Below are 23,090 nucleotides of genomic sequence, written 5' to 3' on the forward strand. Positions count from 1 at the left end.
CAAAATTTTGAATATGAGTACTAAAGAAAAAATTTTAGAAGAAGTACTGGTTGAAGAACTGACTTCCTTAAACAATGAAATTATTCTTTATAATGACGATGTGAATACCTTTGACCATGTTATCGATACGCTGATACGTGTCTGCAATCATACTTCCGAGCAAGCAGAGCAATGTTCCATCATTGTGCATTATAAAGGAAAATGTACAGTGAAAACCGGTTCGCTGGACGAATTGAAACCACAGTGTACCCAGTTGTTAGAAGCCGGACTAAGCGCTGAGATAGTTTAAATAAAACAAGTTGTCCAAGAGATGAGTAGTCCAACCAAACTTGCCAACAGATTTCGCGAAGTAATTTTAAATGGTACCTGGATTGCAAATACCAATTTTAAAAATGAATTAGACGATTTAGATTGGGAAATTGCTACTGCAAAATTTCAAAATCTGAATACGATTGCTATTCTTGCTCAGCATATCCATTACTATATAAATGGAGTAAAAAATGTATTTCTTGGCGGACATTTAGAAATAAGCGACAAATACAGTTTTGATTTTCCTGACATTAATTCCCAACAGGAGTGGAAAAATTTTATTGTAAAATTTTGGGATGATTCTAAAGAATTTGCGCAATTGATTGAAAATTTGGATAAGGAAAAACTAAATGAACCTTTTGTCGACGAAAAATATGGAACTTATTTGAGAAATATTGACGCAATGATTGAGCATTCTTATTACCATTTAGGACAAATTGTTTTAATAAAAAAAATTATTCAAAATAGTCGAGTCTAAACCTCGCCTGATTAGATAAAAAAAGGCTCCCGATGGGAGCCTTTTTTTATCTAATCAGTTTTTGGTAAAAACTTTTACGACTTTCACCGGAACGCCACTCACGTCAACCGTATTTTCATACCGCAATTCTGAGCCGTTTAATTTTGTAACCTGATACGTATCTGTCCCAATCGTTAGTGTATTCCCATTTTTAGCCCATGTCGACTGGCTGGCGTCTTCTACACAGGCATTGTTCTGGTCTTTGTTCATCAAAACATTTCGGAAAACGCCTCCTTCTTTAAACTCAACGTGGTCTTTTTCACAGCCGTTTTCATGACCAACATAACTTTGGTCAGTCGGAGTGCCATTTCCTGTTGTTACGATAGTTTTGTTATAATTCCATTTACCAACAATAGTTCTTTCGAAACCACCATCATCTGAATTACAGGATGCGAATAATAAGCCTGTAACGGCAGTCATGCAAAACAAAATTTTATTCTTTCTCATAGGGTTGTGTTTTGAAAATATAACTAAAAAACCGGCTAAAAATTGTGATATAGTGGCAATACATCCAAAAGAGGCTTGCAAAGTTTTCATTTCAAATCGTATATTCGTAATACTAAAACCTAACCCCAACACATTTTGTCGAAAAAATTACTCCTATTAGTCCTGTTCAGTTATTTTCTGGGTTTTTCTCAGGAACTCCCTCCTATTCTGAAATATGCCTCCAACATGTATGGAGCAGGCAACCAAAACTGGATGATAACCCAGGACAGTAACCAGTTTATCTACTTTGCCAATAATGAAGGACTCCTGGAATTCAATGGTGCCAACTGGACACTTTATCCATCGCCAAACGAAACCATTATCCGGTCAGCAAAATCCATCAATAACAGGATTTACACAGGTTGCTATATGGAGTTTGGTTATTGGGAGAGGAAAAAAGACGGCTTATTAAAATATACTTCGCTAAGCAAACCCATAATAGACAAAATGCTGGACGATGAACAGATTTGGAATATCATTGATTATGACCAATGGGTCATCTTCCAATCGCTCAACCAGATTTTTTTATACGATACCAAAACCTCCAAATTCAAGATTATTTCTCCGAAAGGAGCCATTTCAAGAGCTTTTAAAGTTAATGATGCTATCTATTACCAAACCTACACAGAAGGTCTTTTTGAAATTGAAAATGGCGAAGGCAAACTGATTTCCAATGACCCGGTCCTGTTAAAAAATAAAATCGTAAACATTTTTTCCCGAAATGGCAGCTTGTTATTACAAACGCAGTTCAACGGTTTTTACACCTATTCCAACGCCCGGTTCGAAAAATGGCATACCGAAGCAGATGCAGACCTTTCTGCCAGCAGTATTTACAGCAGCCAAATTCTTTCAGACGGAAGCTTTGCCCTGGGTAGCGTTTCCAATGGCATATTTATCATCTCCAAAGAGGGAAAAATGTTGTATCATATTACCCAAAACAAAGGATTAAGCAATAACACGGCACTTTCTATTTTTGAAGACCATGACCATAATATCTGGATTGGACTCGATAACGGAATCAATTGCATCAATATCAATTCGCCCGTGCGTTCTTTTGCAGACGATACCGGAATATTGGGCACCGTCTATACTTCCATTCTCCACGATGGAAAATTATATGTAGGGACCAATCAGGGATTATTTTATAAAAATTACGGTTCGGCAGAAGATTTCAAATTCATAAATGGCACCAAAGGGCAGGTCTGGACGCTCTATTCTTATAAAGGCACTTTGTTCTGCGGCCATGATTCCGGTACATTTATCGTTAATGGAAACACGGCAAACTCTATTTTTATTACTTCCGGAACCTGGAAGTTTGAAAATGTACCGGGTCGGGAAGATTTATTGCTTCAGGGCAATTATTACGGAGTTTCTGTCATCGAAAACAAAAACGGACAATGGATTTTCAGAAACAAAATAGAGGGCTTTGACTACTCCTCTAAACATTTCGAGATTACGAAAAACTTTGAAATATATGTAAGCCATGAATACAAAGGTGTTTTCCGTTTTCAGGTTGACCGCGACCTGCGAAAAACAAAGGAATTCATCACCTATTCCTATCCAACAAAAGGGAAAAATGCCGGACTGACAGAATTTAACGGCAGTATTTACTACTCCTATAAAAGCGGTATTTTTAAACTTGATCCAAAAACAAAGAAATTTGAAAAGGATACGGTTTTAAGCCGTGTTTTTGAAAAAGACGGTTATACATCGGGCAAATTGATGGTCGATAATTCAAACAGGCTGTGGTTCTTCACTAAAAATTACATCAATTATTTTTCTTACGGAAAATTGAGCAGCCAGCTTAAGCACAATATTATTCCTATACCGTCTTCCCTTACTAACTCAATGCTGGGTTATGAAAACATTACCCAGATTTCTGATTCTGTTTACCTAATCGGGACTACAGACGGTTATTATACCATCAATATTGATGACCTGAAATTCAGCAAATACAAAATTTTCATGTCGGGCATTATGGTCAACAAGTCCAATGAAAGTCCAAGGCATGCGTTGATAGACGGGCATTCCGACTTTAAATTTGCCGACAACAATATTACCTTTTCATATACGGTTCCTGAATTCAATAAATATATTAATGCAGAATACCAGTTTCTTCTTGAAAACTATCAGGACCAATGGAGTGAGTGGAGCAATAAGCCAACCATAAATTTTAAAAATCTTCCACCCGGTGATTATACTTTTAAGGTTCGTGCCAAAATAGGCAGCGAATTGTCTGAAAACACCATTTCTTATACGTTTACTATCCTAAAGCCCTGGTACAGGACTACCCTGGCCGTTATTATCTACATCATCATTTTTATTGTGATGGCCTATTTCATTAACCGTGCCTATAAAAATTACTACCACAGGCAAAAGGAAAAACTAATCGAAGAAAATAACCGATTACTCGAAATCAAGGAACTGGAAAGCCAGCAGGAACTGATGAAAATCAAAAACCAGCAGCTTGAACAGGACTTTGAAAGCAAAAACCGTGAACTGGCGGCTTCTACAATGAGCCTCATCAAAAAGAACGAATTGTTAAGTCTCATTAAGGAAGACCTGAAAAGAACTTCGGAAGAAGGAAACAGGAATATCAAGTCTGTCATTACCACTATCAACAAAAACATAAGCGAAGAAGACACCTGGAATATTTTCAAGGATGCATTTAATAATGCTGATAAGGATTTCCTGAAAAAAGTTAAAAACCTACATCCTTCCTTAACGCCAAACGACCTGAGACTTTGTGCCTACCTCCGGTTAAATCTTTCTTCAAAAGAAATTGCCCCTTTACTTAACATTTCTGTACGAAGTGTTGAGATAAAACGATATCGTTTGCGCAAAAAAATGGATTTATCGCACGAAGATGGACTTGTAGAGTATATACTTTCGATATAACAAACCACAACAAACAGTAAATTTACCTATACATTACCACAACAACAACGTTGTAATTGGCTTTTTAGCAGTAAGAACGAAGGTGTTAGCGAAAGTTTAAAAATCTCTTAAATTACTGTTAATGCTCGTTTCTTTTTGTCAATAACGAAATTAAAGTCATATTTTTTTGAATTGTATATTTTTTGTTGTGGTTCTATTTGCCATATTCTCAAACAAGACTTCCTAATTTTAGATATCACAAAAAACAAAATATATGAAGTCAAACTTTTTCCTCATTGCTTTCCTCCTGATTTCATCTTTCTGCTATTCGCAGGAGTATGAAATAAGTGGTAAGGTAACTGAAGCTCAAACAGGACTGCCACTACCTGGAGCAACTGTCGTCGTAAAAAACGGGACATTACAAACAATAGCGGATTTAGATGGAAACTTTCAGATTTCCGGCGTTCCATCGGGTGCTACTTTAGTATTTAGCTACGTTGGATTCACTAAATATGAATTCAAGGTAACTAAAAACGAAACAATCACGGTAACACTGAATCCTGATGCGGAATCACTCGAAGAAGTTGTGGTGATTGGTTACGGAAGCCAAACCAAAAGAGAAGTAACAGGAGCTGTTGGAGTTGTAAGCAGCAAAAATCTTGAAGATTTGCGTCCGGTGAAAATCGAACAGGCTTTACAGGGAACTGTTTCCGGAGTGAATGTAACTACACAATCCGGAAGACCCGGCGGAAATCTTGATGTCAGAATCAGGGGTATCGCCACAAACGGTGAAAACAGACCAACCTTTATAGTAGACGGTAACATCATTAAAGATATCGGATTGCTGAATCCGAATGATATTGAAAGCCTTACCGTATTGAAAGATGCACAGGCAGCCATTTACGGAACTATTGGTGCCAATGGTGTTATCCTCATCACTACCAAAACAGGGAAGAAAAACTCAAAAACAAGAATTTCCTACAACACTTACATGGGTTCACAGGAAACCAGCAGAAAACTTCCATTATTAAATGCAACAGAATACGGACTGTTATTGAATGAAAGCTATGCCAATGCGGGCAGTCCGCTACCATTTCCTAATGTTTCTGCACTTGGAAAAGGAACCGATTGGCAGGACGAGGTTTTTGACACCGGAGTACCAATCGTTAGCCACGACCTTTCGGCCAGCGGTGGTTCAGACAAAGTTACCTACAACATTAGCGGCTCGCATTTAGATCAGGGCGGTATCATTGGCGGCTATAAATCCAATTTCTTGAGAAATACAGCGCGTTTGAACCTTAATGCTGACCTGACAGACAAATTAAGAGCCAAAGCAAACGTAATGTACCTGTATACCAGTTCACGAACTTTCAACGAAAATGCTTTGGGTTCGGTTTTATTTAATGCAATTAACACACCTTCCATCTATAAGCCTTATGACCAGAACGGAAATCTTACCCTATTGCCAAGCGGCGATGTGAATATTCCGGGTAGTAATATCGGTTTTGAGGTTATTAACCCATTAGCACAGATTGAAAACACTTTTAATTCCTATAACCTTAAAAGAGTTAGCGGTTCCTTTGCTTTGGAATATGACGTAATTAAAGATTTGACTGTTACGGGCCGTATTGGTTTTGAAACGTCAAACAGCGAAGGAAAAACCTTTAATAAGCTTATCAATTATGGTCCGGGAAAAGTCTTTAACAATCCGCGAAGCAGCGTAGACCAAAGTGCAGTCAATGACAACAGCTATACGTTTGATTTATTTGCAACTTATAAAAAGACATTGGCCGAAAACCACAATTTTGCACTAACAGCCGGTACAACCGTTTTTAAAGAATATGGAAACGGATTGAACGCAACCGGATTTGACGTACCAAACAATTCATGGCAATTTGCCGATATTTCTCTGACAACTGGTTATGTTGACAGAAAAGCAGCAGGTTCCTATGCTTATGACGAAAGAAGATTATCACATTTCGGAAGATTGCAATACGATTATAAAGGTAAATATTTATTATCTGCCATGATTCGTAGAGATTTGTCTACCAAATTCGGACCTTCCAATCGTGTAGCTTATTTCCCTTCTTTCACGGCGGGCTGGGTGATTTCTGACGAAAGCTTCTTTCCTGAATCAAAAACTATCAATTTCCTGAAATTAAGAGGAAGTTACGGAACCCTTGGTAACGACCAGATTAAATCAAATGCTTATATCTCATTATTGGGTGGCGAAGCCACTTACATCTTTAACGGTCAGCTCGTTAACGGAAATGCTATTGGATTACTGGCCAATCCGGATGTTAAATGGGAAGAGGCCAGAAAATTCGATGTAGGTTTGGATTTCCGCCTATTCAACAATAAAGTTGAAATCGCTACCGATTATTTTATCGATACCCGAAAAGACCTTCTGATTGTAAATGTGCCTATTAGTGCCATAACAGGTATTGCAGCTCCTGGAGCATCTTCGCCTGTAATCAATGCCGGAAGTGTTAGAAACAAAGGTTTTGAATTTGCAATAAACTATAGAGAGCAGGTATCAGACAACTTCTCTTTCAACATCAACTATAATGTTACCACACTAAAGAACGAAGTCACTGAAGTCAATAACGGCACCGGATTTATTGAAGGTGGTCTCTTCGGAACAAGCACCCTAACTTCAAGAATGCAGGTTGGTCACGAAATGGGATACTTCTACGGTTATAAAACCAACGGTATTTTCCAGAATCAGGATGAAGTTGACGCGCATCCGTCACAACTGGCTTTAGGAGCAGAAGCAAAACCGGGTGACCTGCGTTTTGTAGACGTCAATGGCGATAACAAAATCGATGCTAATGACAGAACTGACCTGGGAAGTCCAATTCCGGACGTGACAATGGGACTGAACTTCAGCCTGAACTACAAAGGTTTTGATTTCACTGCTTATGCTTTCGCATCTATCGGAAACGACATGGTAAGAGCTTATGAAAGAACCCAGAATGACGTTAACAGAATGAACTATACATTAGGCAGATGGACAGGCGAAGGCTCAACCAACAGCGTTCCCAGAGTAACTACGGCGGCTACAGCCAACAATGTATTCTCTGACTATTTTGTTGAAGATGCTTCGTATTTGAGAATCCAGAATGTACAATTAGGCTATACGATAAATTCAGCCTTTACAGAAAAGGCAGGAATATCCAAATTGAGAATTTATACCGGCGTTAACAACCTTTACACTTTTACAAAGTATATGGGTTATGACCCTGGAGCTTCAAATGGAAATCCGATTGGCGGTGGTGTTGACAATGGGTTCTACCCAATACCAAGAACGTATTTGTTTGGTGTAAATGTTAATTTTTAATTGATGACAAAAATGAAAAAGAATATAATCACAGCCTTTATGGCACTAACGCTCCTCACTACCGTTTCTTGCGGAGATGATTTTATTGACAGGGAAGTTCCCTATTCTATTGGGGCAGACAATTATTTCAATAATGAGCAGGAATATCACAATGCGCTGATAGCTGCTTACGATATATTACAATCTACCTATGTGAATGTTTTGTTGGGCGAAATTGCTTCAGACAATACGTTGTCCGGTGGAGAAAGTGCGAATGACGTTATCGGATTCCAGCAGGTAGACGAAATGATACATACGCCTGTGAATGCCAACGTAAAAAACATATGGGACTGGATGTTTGCAGGAGTCAACAGAGCCAGCTACATCATGGAATTCAAAGACAAGACTGATTTCCCTAACAAACCTCAGATTATTGCGGAAGCCCGTTTCCTGAGAGCCTATTTTCAGTTTGAATTGGTAAAATGGTTTGGAGGTATTCCATTGAAACAGGATGCACGATTTAAACTGGGTGATGAAAAGACCATTCCAAGGTCATCAAAAGCAGAAGTATACGCTTCTATTGAAAATGACCTGATTTTGGCCATTGCCGATTTAAGTCCGACTGCTCCACAGGTGGGACGTGTTACAAAAGGTGCGGCTCAGGCTTTATTAGGAAAAGTATACCTCTATCAGGACAAATTTGATTTGGCTGCCCAGACATTGGAAAATCTGATTACGGTAACCGGAGGCTATTCACTAATCTCAAACTACGATACTATTTTTGAAGAAGCACAGGAAAACGGGGTTGAATCTGTTTTTGAAATACAGTATACTGATGTTGAAGGTGCAGGATTCGAATGTCTTCAATGTAGTGAAGGAAACGTTGCCGTAGGATTCAACGGTCCAAGAAATTATTCCGGACCAAGATTTTCATCAGGATACAGCTTTAATGTGCCAACACAGGAAGCGGTAGACATTTACGAAGCAGGCGACCTGAGAAAAGATGTTGCAATTTTGGATATTGCAGCCTGGGCTACAGCAACAGGGGCTACCTACGGTGTAGGCTACAAGCATACAGGATATTTTAACAAAAAATACATTCCAAGAACCCGAAGTGCCAATGCAGCCGGAGACTTGAACCTGACCAACCCAAACAATTACAGAGCTATCCGTTATGCTGATGTGCTTTTGATGGCAGCAGAAGCCTTTAACAGAGGCGGAATTGACGATACAAAAGCAAGATTCTACCTTAACCAGGTAAGAAGACGTGCCTTTGGAGATACCAACCATGATATCAACGGAACCGGAACAACGCTTACTTCACTGATATGGCAGGAAAGAAGAAGAGAACTTATGGGCGAAGGACACCGTTTCTTTGACCTTGTAAGAACCGGAAGGGCAGCAATTGAAATCGACGGCTTTACTGCTGACAAAAATGAAGTCTTCCCTATTCCTTTCGAAGAAATTCAGTTTTCAGCCGGAAACTGGCAGCAAAATCCCGGATACTAAAATTTAAGACTTATGAAAAAATTCAAATCAATAATAAGCTTAGTGTTGCTGACAATCCTTATAGGATGTTCCGGCGACGATACGAGCCTTGATTCTGTTACAAACGCACCAGCACCAACCAACCTCTCAGCATTGTTTACCATCACACAGGACAACTCCGGATTGGTAACCATCGCGCCAAGAGGTGAAGGACTGGTTAAGTATGATGTCTATTTTGGCGATGCTACGGCAGAGCCGGCAGAAGTTAATGTTGGAGGAACTGTAGACCACACTTACGCAGAAGGCCAATACAATGTGAAAATTGTAGCGACAGCCATCAACGGACTTACAAGCGAGGTTGAACTTCCTTTAACGGTTGCCTTCAGGGCTCCTGAAAATCTGGATGTAACTATCACTCCGGTAGTTGGAGATTCCTTTTCCATAGGCGTCACAGCTTCTGCCGATTATGAAACTTTCTTTGCAGTCACTTTTGGTGAAGACCCGCAACAGGAGCCTGTACAATTCATGCAGGGCGACCCTGCTGTAACGCATACTTATGCCAACACGGGTACGTATACCGTAACAGTAACGGCCTACAGTGGTGGTGTTGCTACTACAACCTATACTGAAAACGTGATTATCTCCAACCCTATCTTGCTACCCTTAACTTTTGAAAACGCAGCATTGAACTATTCTTTTAGCGATTTTGGAAACGTTACTACCAGCAAAGTAAATAACCCGGATGTTTCAGGAATCAACCTAAGCTCTAAAGTAGGAAGAACAGTAAAAAACAACGGAGCAGAAACCTGGGGAGGAACTACTATGGTTTTAGATAATCCGATTGACTTCTCAACTTTAAACAAATTCAGAATCAAAGTATGGTCGCCTCAGGTAGGCGCTGTTGTGAAGCTGAAAATAGAAAACCTTACAGATGCCGGAATCAACCATGAAGTGGACCAGGTTACTACAGTAGCGAATGCGTGGCAATATCTTACCTACGATTTTTCAGGAGTCAACACCTCACAATCGTATTCAAAAGTCATCCTGTTTTTTGACTTTGGAAACCCGGGTAACGGAGCAAGCTATTACTTTGATGATATTTACCTGACAAACGGTGATGAACCTAAAACACTGCCATTGACATTTGAATCTTCCACAATCAATTATGGATTTGGGGATTTTGGAGGTGCTTTTGCCACAAAAGTTACCAATCCTAACCCTTCAGGAATAAACACCACGGCAAATGTTGCCCGTGTCGTGAAAAATGCCGGGGCAGAAGTTTGGGCCGGAACAGCAATTACGCTTACAGAGCCAATCGATTTCTCAGTATACCATAAAATAAAAATCAAAGTATGGTCGCCTCAGGCAGGAATACCGGTACTGTTGAAACTCGAGAATTCGACAAATACAAACATCAACATCGAACTTCCGGTTACAACAACTGTTGCTAACGGTTGGGAAGAACTGACCTATGATTTCACAGGAATCAATACTAATAATGCCTATCAGAATGTAGTGCTCTTCTTTGATTTCGGAACCAACGGTACCGGGGCAACCTACTACTTTGACGACGTCAAACTTTCAAATTAAAAGGGATGAAAAACATACTAAAAAATATCGGAAAATTAGCCCTGCTGCTAGCTATGGTCAGCAGCTGCCAGGATGACGACAAGACTTTTGGCAGTCTCGATGCTCCAAAAAATATAGAATTAACCTATGAAATCGTAGGTAAAGATGCAGAACATCCGGATGGAGACGGTTCCGGAAAAGTAATATTAAAAGCAACCGCAGATAATGCTGTCAGCTTCAAATATCTTTTCAGTGACGGAACATCCCAAAATGCTCCGGGTGGGGTTTACACCAAAACCTTTACCCGCAACGGAGTAAACACCTACACCGTTAATGTAGTTGCTTTCGGAAAAGGCGGAACAGCCAGTAATACCTCATTTGAAGTTACCGTATTCAGTAATTTCTCAGACCCGGAAGCCATCACGCTTTTAACAAACGGAAGCTCCAAGAAATGGTATTGGGCTGCAGCCGTACCGGGCCATTTGGGTGTTGGTCAAAATGACGGGGATATTACGAAAAACTTCTATCCTAACTACTATGCTGCGGCTCCTTTTGAAAAAGCAGGTTCTCCGGACAGTAGCTGTCTGTATGACAATGAACTTCGTTTCTTCGTAGAAAACGGCGTTTTGAAATATGAATTAAATAATGGCGGTAAGACCTTCTTTAATGCTGCATTCTTAGGTGTTGGAGGTGGTTCAGGAGGCTCAGACCTTTGCCTGAACTACAATACCAGCGGTGTCAAAACAGTTGCCCTAAGTCCTAGTGAATCGCTGGTACCGGCAGATAAAAAACGTGGTACATCGATGACCTTCTCTGACAATGGATTTATGGGGTACTACATCGGACAAAGTACTTATGAAATCATGGAGCTTACAGATAGCAAATTGGTTGTAAGAGCTGTTATGGGAGGCAATCCTGCCTTAGCCTGGTATCATACTTTCAGTAACCAGCCACCGGTTCAGGGAGGCGGAAATGACCCGGATTACACCAATATGGTTTGGAGTGATGAATTTAATGTTGACGGCGCACCAGACCCTACAAAATGGTCTTACAATCTTGGCGCCGGCGGATGGGGCAACAGTGAGTTGCAACATTATACTGACAGACTGGACAATGCGGTTGTTCAGGGAGGCGTATTGAAAATCATTGCTAAAGCAGAGAATTTCTCCGGTTCCAACTATACTTCTGCCCGATTGGTTACAGAAAACAAATTTGAGTTCAAATACGGTAAGGTTGAAGTAAGAGCCAAATTGCCTTCGGGCGGAGGAACATGGCCTGCTATATGGGCACTTGGTGAGAACTACGCTACCAATATCTGGCCGGCTTGCGGAGAAATTGATATCATGGAACACAAAGGCAATTCACCTAACACAATACACGGAACCCTACACTATCCGGGACGTTCTGGCGGAAATGCCGATACCGGAACCACAACGGCCAGCAATGTCTCATCAGAATTCCACATATATAAAGTGATATGGAGTCCAACGTCAATTAAATTCTATATTGACGACCAGCCGGCTTACCACTCATTTGTAAACTCGGCCTCTACCCCATTCAACAGTGATTTCTTCCTGATACTGAATGTGGCTATGGGAGGAACCTTTGGCGGAACTGTCGACCCTGCATTTACTCAATCTGCAATGGAAGTCGATTACGTAAGAGTCTACCAGTAATCCAACTCTTACGCTTCTAATCAGGGAGGTTAGCTTTGCTGGCCTTCTTGATTATTGCCTATCATAAAATTTCGAAACCAATAAAATGAAATACAAAACAATACGATACGGATTTGCCGCAGCCGTGCTTTTGGCTATGGGATGCAGCAGCTCCAGACAACATAACTTTTCAGAAAAAAACAGGCTTCCCATAGACCGGAAAGTAGACTCTGTATTAAAGCTGATGACTTTGGAAGAAAAAGTCGGTCAGATGAACCAATACAACGGCTTTTGGGATGTTACCGGACCGGTTCCTAAAGACGGGCAGGCTGCAAAAAAATACGAAAACCTCAAAAAAGGACTCGTAGGCTCCATGCTCAACGTCCGTGGAGTTAAAGACGTAAGAGCTTTGCAGAAAATTGCGGTAGAAGAAACCCGCTTAGGCATTCCGTTAATTTTTGGCTTTGATGTCGTTCACGGTTATAAAACCATTAGTCCTATTCCATTGGCAGAAGCCGCTTCATGGGATTTGGAAGCCATGAAAAAATCAGCCGAGATTGCCGCAGCAGAATCTGCCGTAGCCGGATTGAACTGGACTTTTGCTCCTATGGTTGATATTTCCAGAGATGCCCGTTGGGGACGTGTTATGGAAGGTGCCGGTGAAGATCCTTACCTCGGAAGCCAGATTGCAATAGCCCGTGTGAAAGGATTCCAGGGCGACAAATTCAATGAATTCCGCCTGGCTGCCTGTACAAAACACTTTGCAGGATACGGTTTTGCCGAATCAGGCCGTGATTACAATACGGTTGACATCAGCGATAATACGCTGCACAATATCATTTTGCCACCGTTTAAAGCAACCGTTGATGCCGGTGTGTTGACTTTCATGAACTCGTTCAACGAGTTGGAAGGAATTCCGGCCACCGGAAACAGCTATCTCCAAAGAGAGCTGCTTAAAAAAGACTGGAAATTTGATGGTTTTGTGGTTTCAGACTGGGGCTCGCTGGGTGAAATGATTCCCCACGGTTACGCAAAAGACCTTAAAGATGCTGCCATGAAAGCCGCCAATGCAGGTTCAGATATGGATATGGAATCTTACGGTTATGTAAGCCATTTGGCAGATTTGGTCAAAGAAGGTAAAGTTTCTGAAGACAAAATCGATGGTGCCGTGCGAAGAATCTTAAAAGTAAAATTTGAATTGGGGCTTTTCGACAATCCTTATAAATATTGCGATGAAAACCGCGAAAAAGAATACACTGGCAAAAAAGAATTCCATGAGGGTGTTCTGGACATGGCAAAAAAATCAATCGTGCTCCTGAAAAATGAAAACAGCCTGCTTCCTCTAAAAAAACAAGGACAGAAAATTGCGGTTATCGGGGCATTGGCTAACGACAAAACCAGTCCGTTAGGAAGCTGGAGAATTGGTGCCGACGACAATACTGCCGTTTCTTTCCTGGAAGGGATGGCCAACTACAAAGGCAACCAGATTATTTATGAAAAAGGAGCCGATGTAGCTCTTGGTGAGCCGAGATTTATGCTGGAAACAAAAATAAATACGACTGACAAAAGCGGTTTTGAAAAAGCCATAGCAGCTGCAAAACAAGCCGATGTGGTTATTATGGTATTAGGCGAACACGGACTGCAAAGCGGTGAAGGACGAAGCCGAAGCGACATTACGCTTCCGGGTGTACAACAGGAACTGCTGGAAGCAGTTTACAAAGCCAATCCGAATATTGTACTCGTATTGCAAAACGGACGTCCACTGGCTATTCCATGGGCCGCAAAAAATATTCCCGCCATTGTTGAAGCCTGGCATTTAGGAACACAAAGCGGCCATGCCATTGCCCAGGTATTGTATGGAGATTATAATCCTAGCGGCAAACTGCCAATGACTTTTCCTAGAAATGTAGGCCAGCTTCCTATCTATTATAATTATAAAAACACCGGAAGACCGTCTACAGACAATCCGGAAAGCGTATTCTGGTCACATTATACAGATATTGAAAACACGCCGCTATATCCTTTCGGATACGGACTGAGCTATTCTAAATTTGAATATTCGAACCTGAAACTTGATACAAAGACATTACATAAAAACGGAAAAATAAAAGTTTCTGTCGATGTAAAAAACAACAGTACGGTTGACGGAAAAGAAGTCGTACAATTATACATCAGAGATTTGATAGCCAGTGCTACGCGACCTGTAAGAGAATTGAAAGGTTTTGAGCTTACCGAAATAAAAGCAGGACAAACCAAAACTGTCACGTTTACCATTACCGAAAAAACCATCGAATTCTATTCAGCCAGAAAAATATGGGAAGCCGAACCCGGAGACTTCCAGTTATTCGTAGGTGGCAGCTCTATGGCGACATTACAGGCCGATTTCAATTACAGCAACTAAAAAAATCATCATGAAAAAAACAGCAATCCTACTACTGCTCACCGGCTGTTCCGTTTTTGGACAGGTCAAAAAAGGAAAACTCATTTGGGAAGAAAATTTCAATGGCAACAAGCTAAATGAAAAAGTCTGGAACTATGAATTGGGTGATGGTTGTCCAAACATCTGTGGCTGGGGAAATAACGAACGCCAGATTTATACCAAAGAAAACCATAAAATTGTAGATGGCAAATTGATTATCACGGCAAAAAAAGATGGTGACCAATACACCTCTACCCGAATTACAACTGCCGGAAAAAAAGAATTCAAATACGGCTATATGGAAACACGCGCTAAAATTCCTGTTGGTCAAGGCATCTGGCCTGCTTTCTGGATGCTCGGTTCCAATATAAAACAGGTTGGATGGCCTAAAAGCGGTGAAATTGACATACTGGAATATGTTGGTAAAGAACCACATATGGTTTATACGACACTACACACCAAAGCCAATCACGGTGACAACGCCAGTTCACACAAAACCCGGTTCGATAACATCGAAGAAGGCTTTCATACATTTGGTGTTGACTGGACCAAAGACAAAATGGATTTTTATGTAGACGATACTTTAGTCTTTACTTTTAATCCGTCAGATAAAAACGAAGACGTCTGGCCTTTCAACCAGCCATTCTACTTTATACTGAATGTAGCCGTTGGCGGAAACTTTGGCGGGCCTGAAGTAGACGATACCATTTTCCCTCAAGAATTTATCATTGATTATATAAGGGTTTACTCCAATAAATAATTAGTTTAAGTTTTGAGTTAGTAGCAATCGCAGGGAATTCGTTTCCTGCGATTGTTTTTTATAAAATGACCATTTTTCATTTTGCGCCTTTGCGCCTTCGTGTTTTTGCGAGAAATTATTTTCACGCAAAGACGCAGAGCCGCAAAGCCTAGAGTCACATTTATGGCCTCTATTTTGATGTATAGTTTTCTATAATCATCTCTTTTCATTTAACTTTGTAATGCAAAAGCAGAAACCCGGCTTATGATGAACAACGTTAAAACCCTAAGAGAAGCAAAGAACCTCACCCAAACAGAACTTGCTGAAAAATCCGGACTTTCCTTACGAACCATCCAAAGGATTGAAGCCGGGAGTATTCTCAAAGGTTTTACATTAAAAGCAATTGCACAATCCTTAGAAACCCAGCCGGAAAATCTGATGGTTGACACCGATGAAAATACCGGAATCGACAGGGCGAAACTAATCAACCTTTCCGCTTTATTTGGACTTATATTTCCCTACGGAAACGTTATACTTCCCTTAATCCTGACTTATAAAACCAAAGACGCAAAAAATAAAGAATTAGGGAAAAATATAGTAAGTATCCAAATTGTTTTATCGGTTATCGTATCGCTACTCATGATTGTAAGTCCGTTCCTTCAAAAAGCTTTTTCGCTACGGTTTCCGCTCTTCCTTATTTTTTTAATAGCGATTATAGGCATAAAACTAATAGTCATCATACAAAACGGAATCAATCTGAATCGAAAAAGCGACCTCTATTTTAAGCTTAAAACCAGCTTTTTATAAGGAAACACTATGTCATTTATAGTTGCATAAGAAAATTTTATAATTCGCTTGTTTCATATTATAAAAAAGCTGTAATTTTGCTTAACGGTGTTAAACCATTTAATACCCAATAAAAAATGGCAAGCAAAGATCGAATTTTACGACAAAAAGAAGAGACCCGGAATAATATTCTGGATGCTGCCTATTATATTGTGAAAGAAGAAGGCTGGCAAGGCCTCAGCATGCGTAAAATAGCAGACCGCATAGAATATACTGCACCAATTATTTACGAGTATTTTTCCAATAAGGAAGCTATACTACAGGAACTCACCAAAAAAGGTTTTTTATGCCTGACAAAAGACCTGGAAAAAGCAAAAGCAGTTTCGGCAGACCCTGCAGAACAGCTTGAGGCAATGTGGATGGCTTATTGGAACTTTGCCTTTGCAGACAAAGAACTTTATCAGGTAATGTTTGGAGTAGAAATGACTTGCTGTATGCAGCGTGTTCCTGAAGCCGAAGGACCTTTTCAATTATTTACGCAAGCAATTGCCGAAATAATGAAAGGACAAAAACCTTCTGACGACGTTATAAAGCAAAAATATTTTACTTTTTTCTCAGTTATCCACGGACTGATTTCTATCAATATCGTAGGCAATGGGTTAGCATCTAATATCAATAATCAAATATTGAAAGATGCCATCGGAGGGATAATTAAATCAATTCAGGTAGTAGAAGTCTAATTTTTTTGACATCTACTTAACACTGATAAATGATTTAATAAGAATAATTTAATAATGGATTAATCACGAAAAAATTTTTAATCCATTACTTAACAGTGATAAATAATTTAATGCCAATCTGTAATTAACAGTTTGGCCTGAAAATCTATACCTTTTTTCGTTTACTTACTTAACAATGTTAGATTATTTAATTCAGTTATGACTATTAAAAACAAACTAATACCAATGGCAATGTAGCGCGCTGGAAACCCGTGTTGCTGTTCTCAGGAAGAACACCTCACACCAAACAAAAAGCTGACTTTCAGGCCGTCGGCTATAAACAATTATAAAATGAATCAGCATGTTAAACGCTAAAAAAATGCAAAGCAAAAAACAGAAATCAATCAAAATGTCCAACAAATTCAAAAATCATAAAACAATGAGAAATACGATTCTAACCAGCCTTCTGCTTGCAGCCATACTGATAGGATGTTCCGATAAAAACCAGGGTCAGGCTGCCCCACCTCCCCCAACTTTGCCGGTTTATGCTATCCAAAGTGCTACCACTACTACAGATTCTGAATATCCCGCTTCCATTCAGGGAACCGTTGATGTTGAAATTCGCCCACAGGTGAGTGGAAATCTGGAAAAAATTTATGTTGACGAAGGGGCTTTCGTTACTAAAGGTCAGCCGTTGTTCAAAATAAACGAACAGCCTTTTCGTGAACAGCTAAACAATGCGCTTGCCAGCCTTCACGGTGCTGAAGCGGCTTTGATAAATGCGCAGTTGGAAATTGATAAGCTAACGCCTCTTGTTCAAAACAAGGTTGTTTCTGAATACCAATTAAAAACGGCCAAAGCTTCTCACAGAATCGCCTCTGCCAATTTAGACCAGGCAAAAGCAATGGTAGGTTCAGCAAAAATCAATTTGGGCTATACTACCATTACAGCACCGGTTAGCGGTTATATTGGAAGATTGCCAAAGAAACAGGGAAGTCTGGTTTCTGCAACCGATATTGAACCATTGACAAAACTTTCAGATGTTCATGAAGTATATGCTTACTTTTCATTGGGCGAAACCGATTTTATCAATTTCAAAGCACAATATTCCGGAAACACTATCGATGACAAAATCAAAAAGCTGCCACCGGTTTCATTAGTGCTTGCAGACAACAATGTGTATGCCCAAACTGGAAAAATCGACATGGTTGACGGCCAGTTTGACAAAAACACAGGCGCCATCACACTTCGTGCTACTTTTCCTAATGCAAACGGGACTTTGCGTTCCGGAAATACAGGTAGAATCCGTTTAGGAATCCAACATGACGATGCAATTCTGGTACCACAATCTGCTACAATGGAAATGCAGGATAAAGTTTTCGTCTTTACAGTAAATAAAGAAAACAAGGTAACCAAAGCACCAATCACCATTATTGGTAAAAGCGGTAGCAACTATCTTATTAAAGACGGTGTAAAATCAGGTGACCAAATTGTACTAAGCGGCATTGACAAACTTCAGGAAGGTCAGGCAATTCAGCCTGAAAAATCGAATAAAATTGCTCAAGTAATTAACAAAAAATAATTAAAGCTAAAAATGTTCAAAATATTCATACAGCGACCTGTACTGGCCACTGTTATCTCTATCCTATTGGTAATATTGGGTCTGCTGGGACTTTCGAAATTACCCCTACAACAATTTCCGGATATTGCCCCACCGTCGGTTTTAGTAACGGCGGTCTATCCGGGAGCCAATGCTGAAACCGTCTTACGTTCGGTAGCACCTTCTTTGGAAGAATCCATAAACGGTGTCGAAAACATGACTTACATGAGCTCAACAGCCAGTAATGACGGTACTCTGGCCATTACCGTTTTCTTTAAATTAGGTACAGATGCCGACCAGGCTGCCGTTAACGTACAGAATCGTGTGGCACAAGCTACAAGCCAGTTACCGGCCGAAGTCGTACAGCAAGGTATCATTACGGCAAAACAGCAAAACAGTTTTATTATGGCAATTGGTATGTATACCGAAGACGAAGCCAAATACGACCAGACTTTTGTTGCCAACTATGCCCAAATCAATATCATTCCGGAAATTAAACGTATTCCCGGAGTAGGTTCTGCCGCTATTTTTGGAGGAACGAAAGACTATTCTATGCGTGTCTGGTTAAATCCGACACAAATGGCAACTTACAATGTAACGCCAAACGAAGTTATGGCTGCGATTCAGGACAAAAGTTTAGAAGCCGCGCCGGGTAAATTTGGAGAAAGAAGTAAGGAAGTTTTCGAATATGTTATCAAATACAAAGGAAAACTGACCAAACCGGAAGATTACATGAACATTGCAATCCGTTCCAATGCAGACGGTTCTATCCTGCGCCTGAAAGATGTTGCCAGAGTCGAGCTTGGTGCCTATTCCTACAACAGTTTGACCCGTTTGAACGGTAATAAAGGAGTCGTAATTGGTATCATCCAGTTGGCGGGGTCCAACTCAAACGATATTCAGATTGCGATTAACAAACTGATGGAGAAAGCCTCCAAAGATTTCCCAAAAGAAATAAAGCACAATATATTTTATAGCACAAAAGTATCTCTTGACCAGTCAATTGCTCAAGTTCAGCATACTTTACTGGAAGCATTCATACTGGTATTTATTGTCGTATTCCTGTTCCTTCAGGATTTCAGGTCGACCTTAATTCCGGCTATTGCAGTTCCGGTAGCCATTTTAGGTACGTTCTTCTTCATGCAATTATTTGGATTCTCCATTAACCTGCTGACGTTGTTCGCCTTGATTTTAGCGATTGGTATTGTCGTCGATGACGCAATTGTCGTCGTCGAAGCCGTACACGCCAAAATGGAACACAAGCATTTGTCTCCAAAAATCGCAACGCATGAAGCCATGCACGAAATTACCGGAGCAATCATCTCGATTACGCTGGTCATGGCGGCGGTATTCCTGCCGGTTGGTTTTATGGAAGGTTCAACGGGAGTTTTCTATCGACAGTTTGCCTTTACAATGGCCATTGCAATTGTAATTTCTGCTGTAAACGCCTTAACATTAAGCCCTGCCCTTGCCGCTTTATTTTTAAAAGACAATCATGAAGCGCATGACAAGGAAAAGCCCTATTCCAAACCTGGATTCAAGGAAAAATTCTTTATCGGATTTAATAAAAGTTTTACCGCTTTAACCAATCGTTATGTGGGCGGATTAAAGTTCTTAATCCGTAACAAATGGGCTAGTTTGGGTGGTCTGGTTGTAATTCTGGTTGCAACAATTGTCATGGTTCAAAGAACCCCAACAGGATTTATTCCAACAGAAGACCAGGGATTTATTGCCATTGCAGTAAACACACCTTCCGGAACCTCTTTAGACGGAACCCAAAAAGTAATGACCGAAGCCGAAAATACGTTAAAAGCTTTGGAATCATCCCGATTTGTAACCGCCATTTCAGGTTTTAACCTTTTGACAAACTCCACGAGCCCATCATCTGCAGTTGTTTTCGTATTGCTGAAACCAAATGAAGAACGTGGCGCTATTAAAAACATTGATGAGATAATGAATCAGGTTCGCGGCCAATTAGGCGCCATATCCGGAGGTAATTTCTTTGTATTCAGTTTTCCAACCGTACCTGGATTCAGTAATGTGGAAGCTCTGGATTTAGTATTGCAGGACAAAACAGGCGGCAAACTGGATAAGTTTAGCGGTGTTTCTCAAAACTTCATCGGAGAATTAATGAAACGTCCTGAAATTGCTGTGGCCTTTACCTCTTTCAAAGCAGATTATCCGCAATTGCAATTGGATATCAATGATGAAAAAGCAGACCAGTTAGGCGTAAAAGTAAAAGACATTTTGCAAACAATGCAGGCTTATTTTGGTAGTGCCCAGGCTTCTGACTTCAACAGATTCGGGAAATATTACAGAGTAGTGGTTCAGGCCGATATTGCAGACAGAGCCGACCCGACAACTATTGACCGTGTATTTGTAAAAAATAAAAACGGTGAAATGGTTCCTATAAATACTTTGGTAAAACTAACCCGTATTTATGGTTCTGAAACCGCTTCGAGATACAACCTGTTTAATTCGATTTCGATTAATGCGATTCCGAAACCGGGTTTCAGTTCCGGAGATGCCATCAAGGCCATTGAAGAAGTAGCTGCACAGCAGTTGCCTGCCGGTTATAGTTATGAATTTTCAGGACAAACCCGTGAAGAGATTTCATCCGGAGGACAATCAACAACCATTTTCCTATTGTGTCTGGTGTTCATTTATTTCCTGCTTGCGGCACAATACGAAAGTTATATCCTGCCATTGGCGGTAATCTTGTCCATCCCAACCGGAATCTTTGGAGTATTCGTAGCTATTGGTTTGACCGGTATTCAAAATAACATTTATGTACAGGTTGCACTCGTCATGCTTATTGGGCTTCTCGCCAAGAATGCTATTCTAATCGTGGAATTTGCGGCACAAAAAAGAAGGTCCGGCCAGGCATTGGGCAAAGCGTCAATTGATGCGGCGAAACTACGTTTACGACCAATCATCATGACTTCGCTGGCCTTTGTTGTGGGATTGATTCCAATGATGAGTGCCACAGGTCCATCAGCACAAGGTAACCATTCCATCAGTATTGGTGCTGCCGGAGGTATGCTTTCAGGAGTAATTCTTGGTTTATTTATCATCCCGGTTCTATTTATCATATTCCAGTATTTACAAGAAAAAGTTAGTGGAAAACCAATAGCCGTAATCCATAACGAAGAAAAATAAAAATGAAACGAAACATCAATAAATATATAGCTGTACTGGTTTTAATCACCACACTGACAGCATGTAAAGTTTCGAAAGATGTCGAAACTCCAAAAGATGCCTTGCCCGAAAACTTCAGGAATGTTAGCTCGCAAGACACTACCAGCATTGCCGACCAGAGCTGGAAGGAATTCTTTACAGAACCTTCGCTCCAAAAACTGATAGACAGTGCTATTGTCAGAAACAATGACCTGCTTATCGCTCAAAAAAATATTGAAGCGGCGCAATGGCAACTCACGCAGTCCAAATGGGGAAATGTTCCGAAGCTCAACTTTGAGGCTACGGCCACATCAACCCGGTTGTCTGACAATAGCCTGAACGGATTGAGTACCAGTACATTTCTGAAAAAGAAACATATCGAAGATTATAATGCGGCACTCAACCTGTCATGGGAGGCAGATATCTGGGGTAAAATCAGAAGCCGTAAGAAAAATGCTTTGGCGGAATACCTCCAATCTGAAGAAGCCAAAAAAGCATTGCAAACTACTATTGTAGCGAATGTTTCTACAGGATTCTATAATCTTTTGATGCTGGATGCCCAATTGGAAATAGCCAGAAAGAATCTTGCGTTGAATGACAGCACATTGTTTGTCATCAACCTGCAATATGAATCCGGACAGGTAACTTCTTTGGCTAAACAACAGGCAGAAGCGCAACAGTCTGTAGCTGCACAGCTTATTCCTGAACTGGAACAGGCCATCGCCTTGCAGGAAAATGCGCTAAGCATCATTACCGGAAGCTTTCCGGGTGCTAAGGAAAGGAAAACTACGCTTGGGGCCATCGCTTTAAAAGAAAATGTATCTGCCGGAATTCCTTCTTCATTAGTAAGCAGAAGACCCGATGTTAAAAATGCAGAACTGGCTTTAAAAGCGGCAAACGCAAAAGTAGGCATTGCCAAGGCATCACTATATCCAAGCCTGAACATTACGGCTGCGGGCGGACTCACCTCTTTTAAATCGAGCAACTGGTTTAATACTCCCGCTTCGCTTTTTGGAACTGTAGCCGGAAGTCTTGCACAGCCATTGCTAAACGGAAGAAGTCTTAAAGCCCAATACGAAATTTCAAAAATCGAAAGAGAAAAAGCCGTACTCAGCTTTAGGCAATCGGTTCTTGTAGCCGTTGGCGAAGTAGCAGATGCGCTTGTAAAAGTTGAAAAACTAAAAGAACAGCAAGCAATAGCTGCCAACCGCGTTACTACATTGCAAAATGCAGTAAAAAATGCAGACATGCTTTTCAAAAGCGGTATGGCTACTTATCTTGAAGTGATTGTGGCACAAGGAAACCTGCTGCAAAGCGAACTGGAACTTGCCACATTAAAACGCACTAGCCTTGAAGCCGATGTTGAGCTTTACCGCTCCTTAGGTGGCGGCTGGAAATAACGGCTACCCATGGCCCTTTGAAATCAATTG

The 23,090-nt window shown here is 40.6% G+C and carries 15 protein-coding genes; 14 read left to right on the forward strand and 1 reads right to left on the reverse strand.

Going from position 1 to position 23,090, the window contains the following annotated elements; all coding sequences use genetic code 11:
- Nucleotides 1–13: 13 nt before the first annotated feature.
- Nucleotides 14–289 carry an ATP-dependent Clp protease adaptor ClpS gene (locus B0G92_RS11465; RefSeq protein WP_056065742.1) on the forward strand — a complete coding sequence of 92 codons (276 nt, stop codon included), beginning with the start codon at nt 14–16 and terminating at the stop codon, nt 287–289.
- A gap of 21 nt (nt 290–310) precedes the next feature.
- Nucleotides 311–787: a DUF1572 family protein gene (locus tag B0G92_RS11470; RefSeq protein WP_101472291.1), complete on the forward strand. Its 477-nt coding sequence runs from the start codon at nt 311–313 to the stop codon at nt 785–787.
- 54 nt (nt 788–841) lie between these two features.
- Here the strand turns inward: B0G92_RS11470 and B0G92_RS11475 are convergent, their stop codons facing one another.
- The gene (locus B0G92_RS11475; protein WP_143395025.1) at nt 842–1,273 is read right to left on the reverse strand and encodes a lipocalin family protein; all 432 of its coding nucleotides are present in this window, start codon (nt 1,271–1,273) and stop codon (nt 842–844) included.
- Nucleotides 1,274–1,408: 135 nt separating this feature from the next.
- Between B0G92_RS11475 and B0G92_RS11480 the strand changes: the two genes are divergently transcribed.
- From B0G92_RS11480 to B0G92_RS11535, 12 genes are all read left to right on the forward strand, one after another.
- Entirely contained in the window at nt 1,409–4,210 is a 2,802-nt protein-coding gene (locus tag B0G92_RS11480) for a triple tyrosine motif-containing protein (protein WP_281254383.1), read from the forward strand.
- Nucleotides 4,211–4,463: 253 nt separating this feature from the next.
- The gene (locus B0G92_RS11485) at nt 4,464–7,529 is read left to right on the forward strand and encodes a SusC/RagA family TonB-linked outer membrane protein (RefSeq protein WP_056065734.1); all 3,066 of its coding nucleotides are present in this window, start codon (nt 4,464–4,466) and stop codon (nt 7,527–7,529) included.
- A 12-nt stretch (nt 7,530–7,541) separates the two neighbouring features.
- Complete coding sequence (locus B0G92_RS11490) at nt 7,542–9,017, forward strand: RagB/SusD family nutrient uptake outer membrane protein (RefSeq protein WP_101472474.1); 1,476 nt, start codon at nt 7,542–7,544, stop codon at nt 9,015–9,017.
- Nucleotides 9,018–9,029: 12 nt separating this feature from the next.
- Complete coding sequence (locus B0G92_RS11495; RefSeq protein ID WP_101472293.1) at nt 9,030–10,586, forward strand: PKD domain-containing protein; 1,557 nt, start codon at nt 9,030–9,032, stop codon at nt 10,584–10,586.
- Nucleotides 10,587–10,591: 5 nt separating this feature from the next.
- Nucleotides 10,592–12,241: a glycoside hydrolase family 16 protein gene (locus tag B0G92_RS11500; protein ID WP_101472294.1), complete on the forward strand. Its 1,650-nt coding sequence runs from the start codon at nt 10,592–10,594 to the stop codon at nt 12,239–12,241.
- Between the two features lie 85 nt (nt 12,242–12,326).
- The gene (gene bglX, locus B0G92_RS11505) at nt 12,327–14,621 is read left to right on the forward strand and encodes a beta-glucosidase BglX (protein WP_101472295.1); all 2,295 of its coding nucleotides are present in this window, start codon (nt 12,327–12,329) and stop codon (nt 14,619–14,621) included.
- A 10-nt stretch (nt 14,622–14,631) separates the two neighbouring features.
- Nucleotides 14,632–15,399 (forward strand): glycoside hydrolase family 16 protein, encoded by a 768-nt coding sequence (locus B0G92_RS11510; RefSeq protein WP_101472296.1) that lies wholly within the window; start codon nt 14,632–14,634, stop codon nt 15,397–15,399.
- A 243-nt stretch (nt 15,400–15,642) separates the two neighbouring features.
- Entirely contained in the window at nt 15,643–16,185 is a 543-nt protein-coding gene (locus tag B0G92_RS11515; RefSeq protein WP_101472297.1) for a helix-turn-helix domain-containing protein, read from the forward strand.
- 116 nt (nt 16,186–16,301) lie between these two features.
- Nucleotides 16,302–16,904 carry a TetR/AcrR family transcriptional regulator gene (locus B0G92_RS11520; protein ID WP_056065716.1) on the forward strand — a complete coding sequence of 201 codons (603 nt, stop codon included), beginning with the start codon at nt 16,302–16,304 and terminating at the stop codon, nt 16,902–16,904.
- Nucleotides 16,905–17,322: 418 nt separating this feature from the next.
- Nucleotides 17,323–18,465 carry an efflux RND transporter periplasmic adaptor subunit gene (locus B0G92_RS11525; protein ID WP_082482133.1) on the forward strand — a complete coding sequence of 381 codons (1,143 nt, stop codon included), beginning with the start codon at nt 17,323–17,325 and terminating at the stop codon, nt 18,463–18,465.
- 12 nt (nt 18,466–18,477) lie between these two features.
- Nucleotides 18,478–21,642, forward strand: a complete 3,165-nt coding sequence (locus B0G92_RS11530; RefSeq protein WP_101472298.1) for an efflux RND transporter permease subunit — start codon at nt 18,478–18,480, stop codon at nt 21,640–21,642.
- A gap of 2 nt (nt 21,643–21,644) precedes the next feature.
- Complete coding sequence (locus tag B0G92_RS11535) at nt 21,645–23,060, forward strand: efflux transporter outer membrane subunit (RefSeq protein WP_101472299.1); 1,416 nt, start codon at nt 21,645–21,647, stop codon at nt 23,058–23,060.
- Nucleotides 23,061–23,090: the final 30 nt, after the last annotated feature.

It is taken from the genome of Flavobacterium lindanitolerans (assembly GCF_002846575.1).
GTDB lineage: Bacteria > Bacteroidota > Bacteroidia > Flavobacteriales > Flavobacteriaceae > Flavobacterium > Flavobacterium lindanitolerans.

Bases quoted from the DNA above. Each gene is read 5' to 3' on its own strand.
- B0G92_RS11465 (WP_056065742.1), top strand. From the start codon at position 14: ATGAGTACTAAAGAAAAAATTTTAGAAGAAGTACTGGTTGAAGAACTG.
- B0G92_RS11525 (WP_082482133.1), top strand. From the start codon at position 17,323: ATGAGAAATACGATTCTAACCAGCCTTCTGCTTGCAGCCATACTGATA.
- B0G92_RS11515 (WP_101472297.1), top strand. From the start codon at position 15,643: ATGATGAACAACGTTAAAACCCTAAGAGAAGCAAAGAACCTCACCCAA.
- B0G92_RS11530 (WP_101472298.1), top strand. From the start codon at position 18,478: ATGTTCAAAATATTCATACAGCGACCTGTACTGGCCACTGTTATCTCT.
- B0G92_RS11495 (WP_101472293.1), top strand. From the start codon at position 9,030: ATGAAAAAATTCAAATCAATAATAAGCTTAGTGTTGCTGACAATCCTT.
- B0G92_RS11470 (WP_101472291.1), top strand. From the start codon at position 311: ATGAGTAGTCCAACCAAACTTGCCAACAGATTTCGCGAAGTAATTTTA.
- B0G92_RS11475 (WP_143395025.1), bottom strand. From the start codon at position 1,273: ATGAGAAAGAATAAAATTTTGTTTTGCATGACTGCCGTTACAGGCTTA.
- B0G92_RS11535 (WP_101472299.1), top strand. From the start codon at position 21,645: ATGAAACGAAACATCAATAAATATATAGCTGTACTGGTTTTAATCACC.
- B0G92_RS11510 (WP_101472296.1), top strand. From the start codon at position 14,632: ATGAAAAAAACAGCAATCCTACTACTGCTCACCGGCTGTTCCGTTTTT.
- B0G92_RS11490 (WP_101472474.1), top strand. From the start codon at position 7,542: ATGAAAAAGAATATAATCACAGCCTTTATGGCACTAACGCTCCTCACT.
- B0G92_RS11485 (WP_056065734.1), top strand. From the start codon at position 4,464: ATGAAGTCAAACTTTTTCCTCATTGCTTTCCTCCTGATTTCATCTTTC.
- B0G92_RS11520 (WP_056065716.1), top strand. From the start codon at position 16,302: ATGGCAAGCAAAGATCGAATTTTACGACAAAAAGAAGAGACCCGGAAT.
- B0G92_RS11500 (WP_101472294.1), top strand. From the start codon at position 10,592: ATGAAAAACATACTAAAAAATATCGGAAAATTAGCCCTGCTGCTAGCT.
- bglX (WP_101472295.1), top strand. From the start codon at position 12,327: ATGAAATACAAAACAATACGATACGGATTTGCCGCAGCCGTGCTTTTG.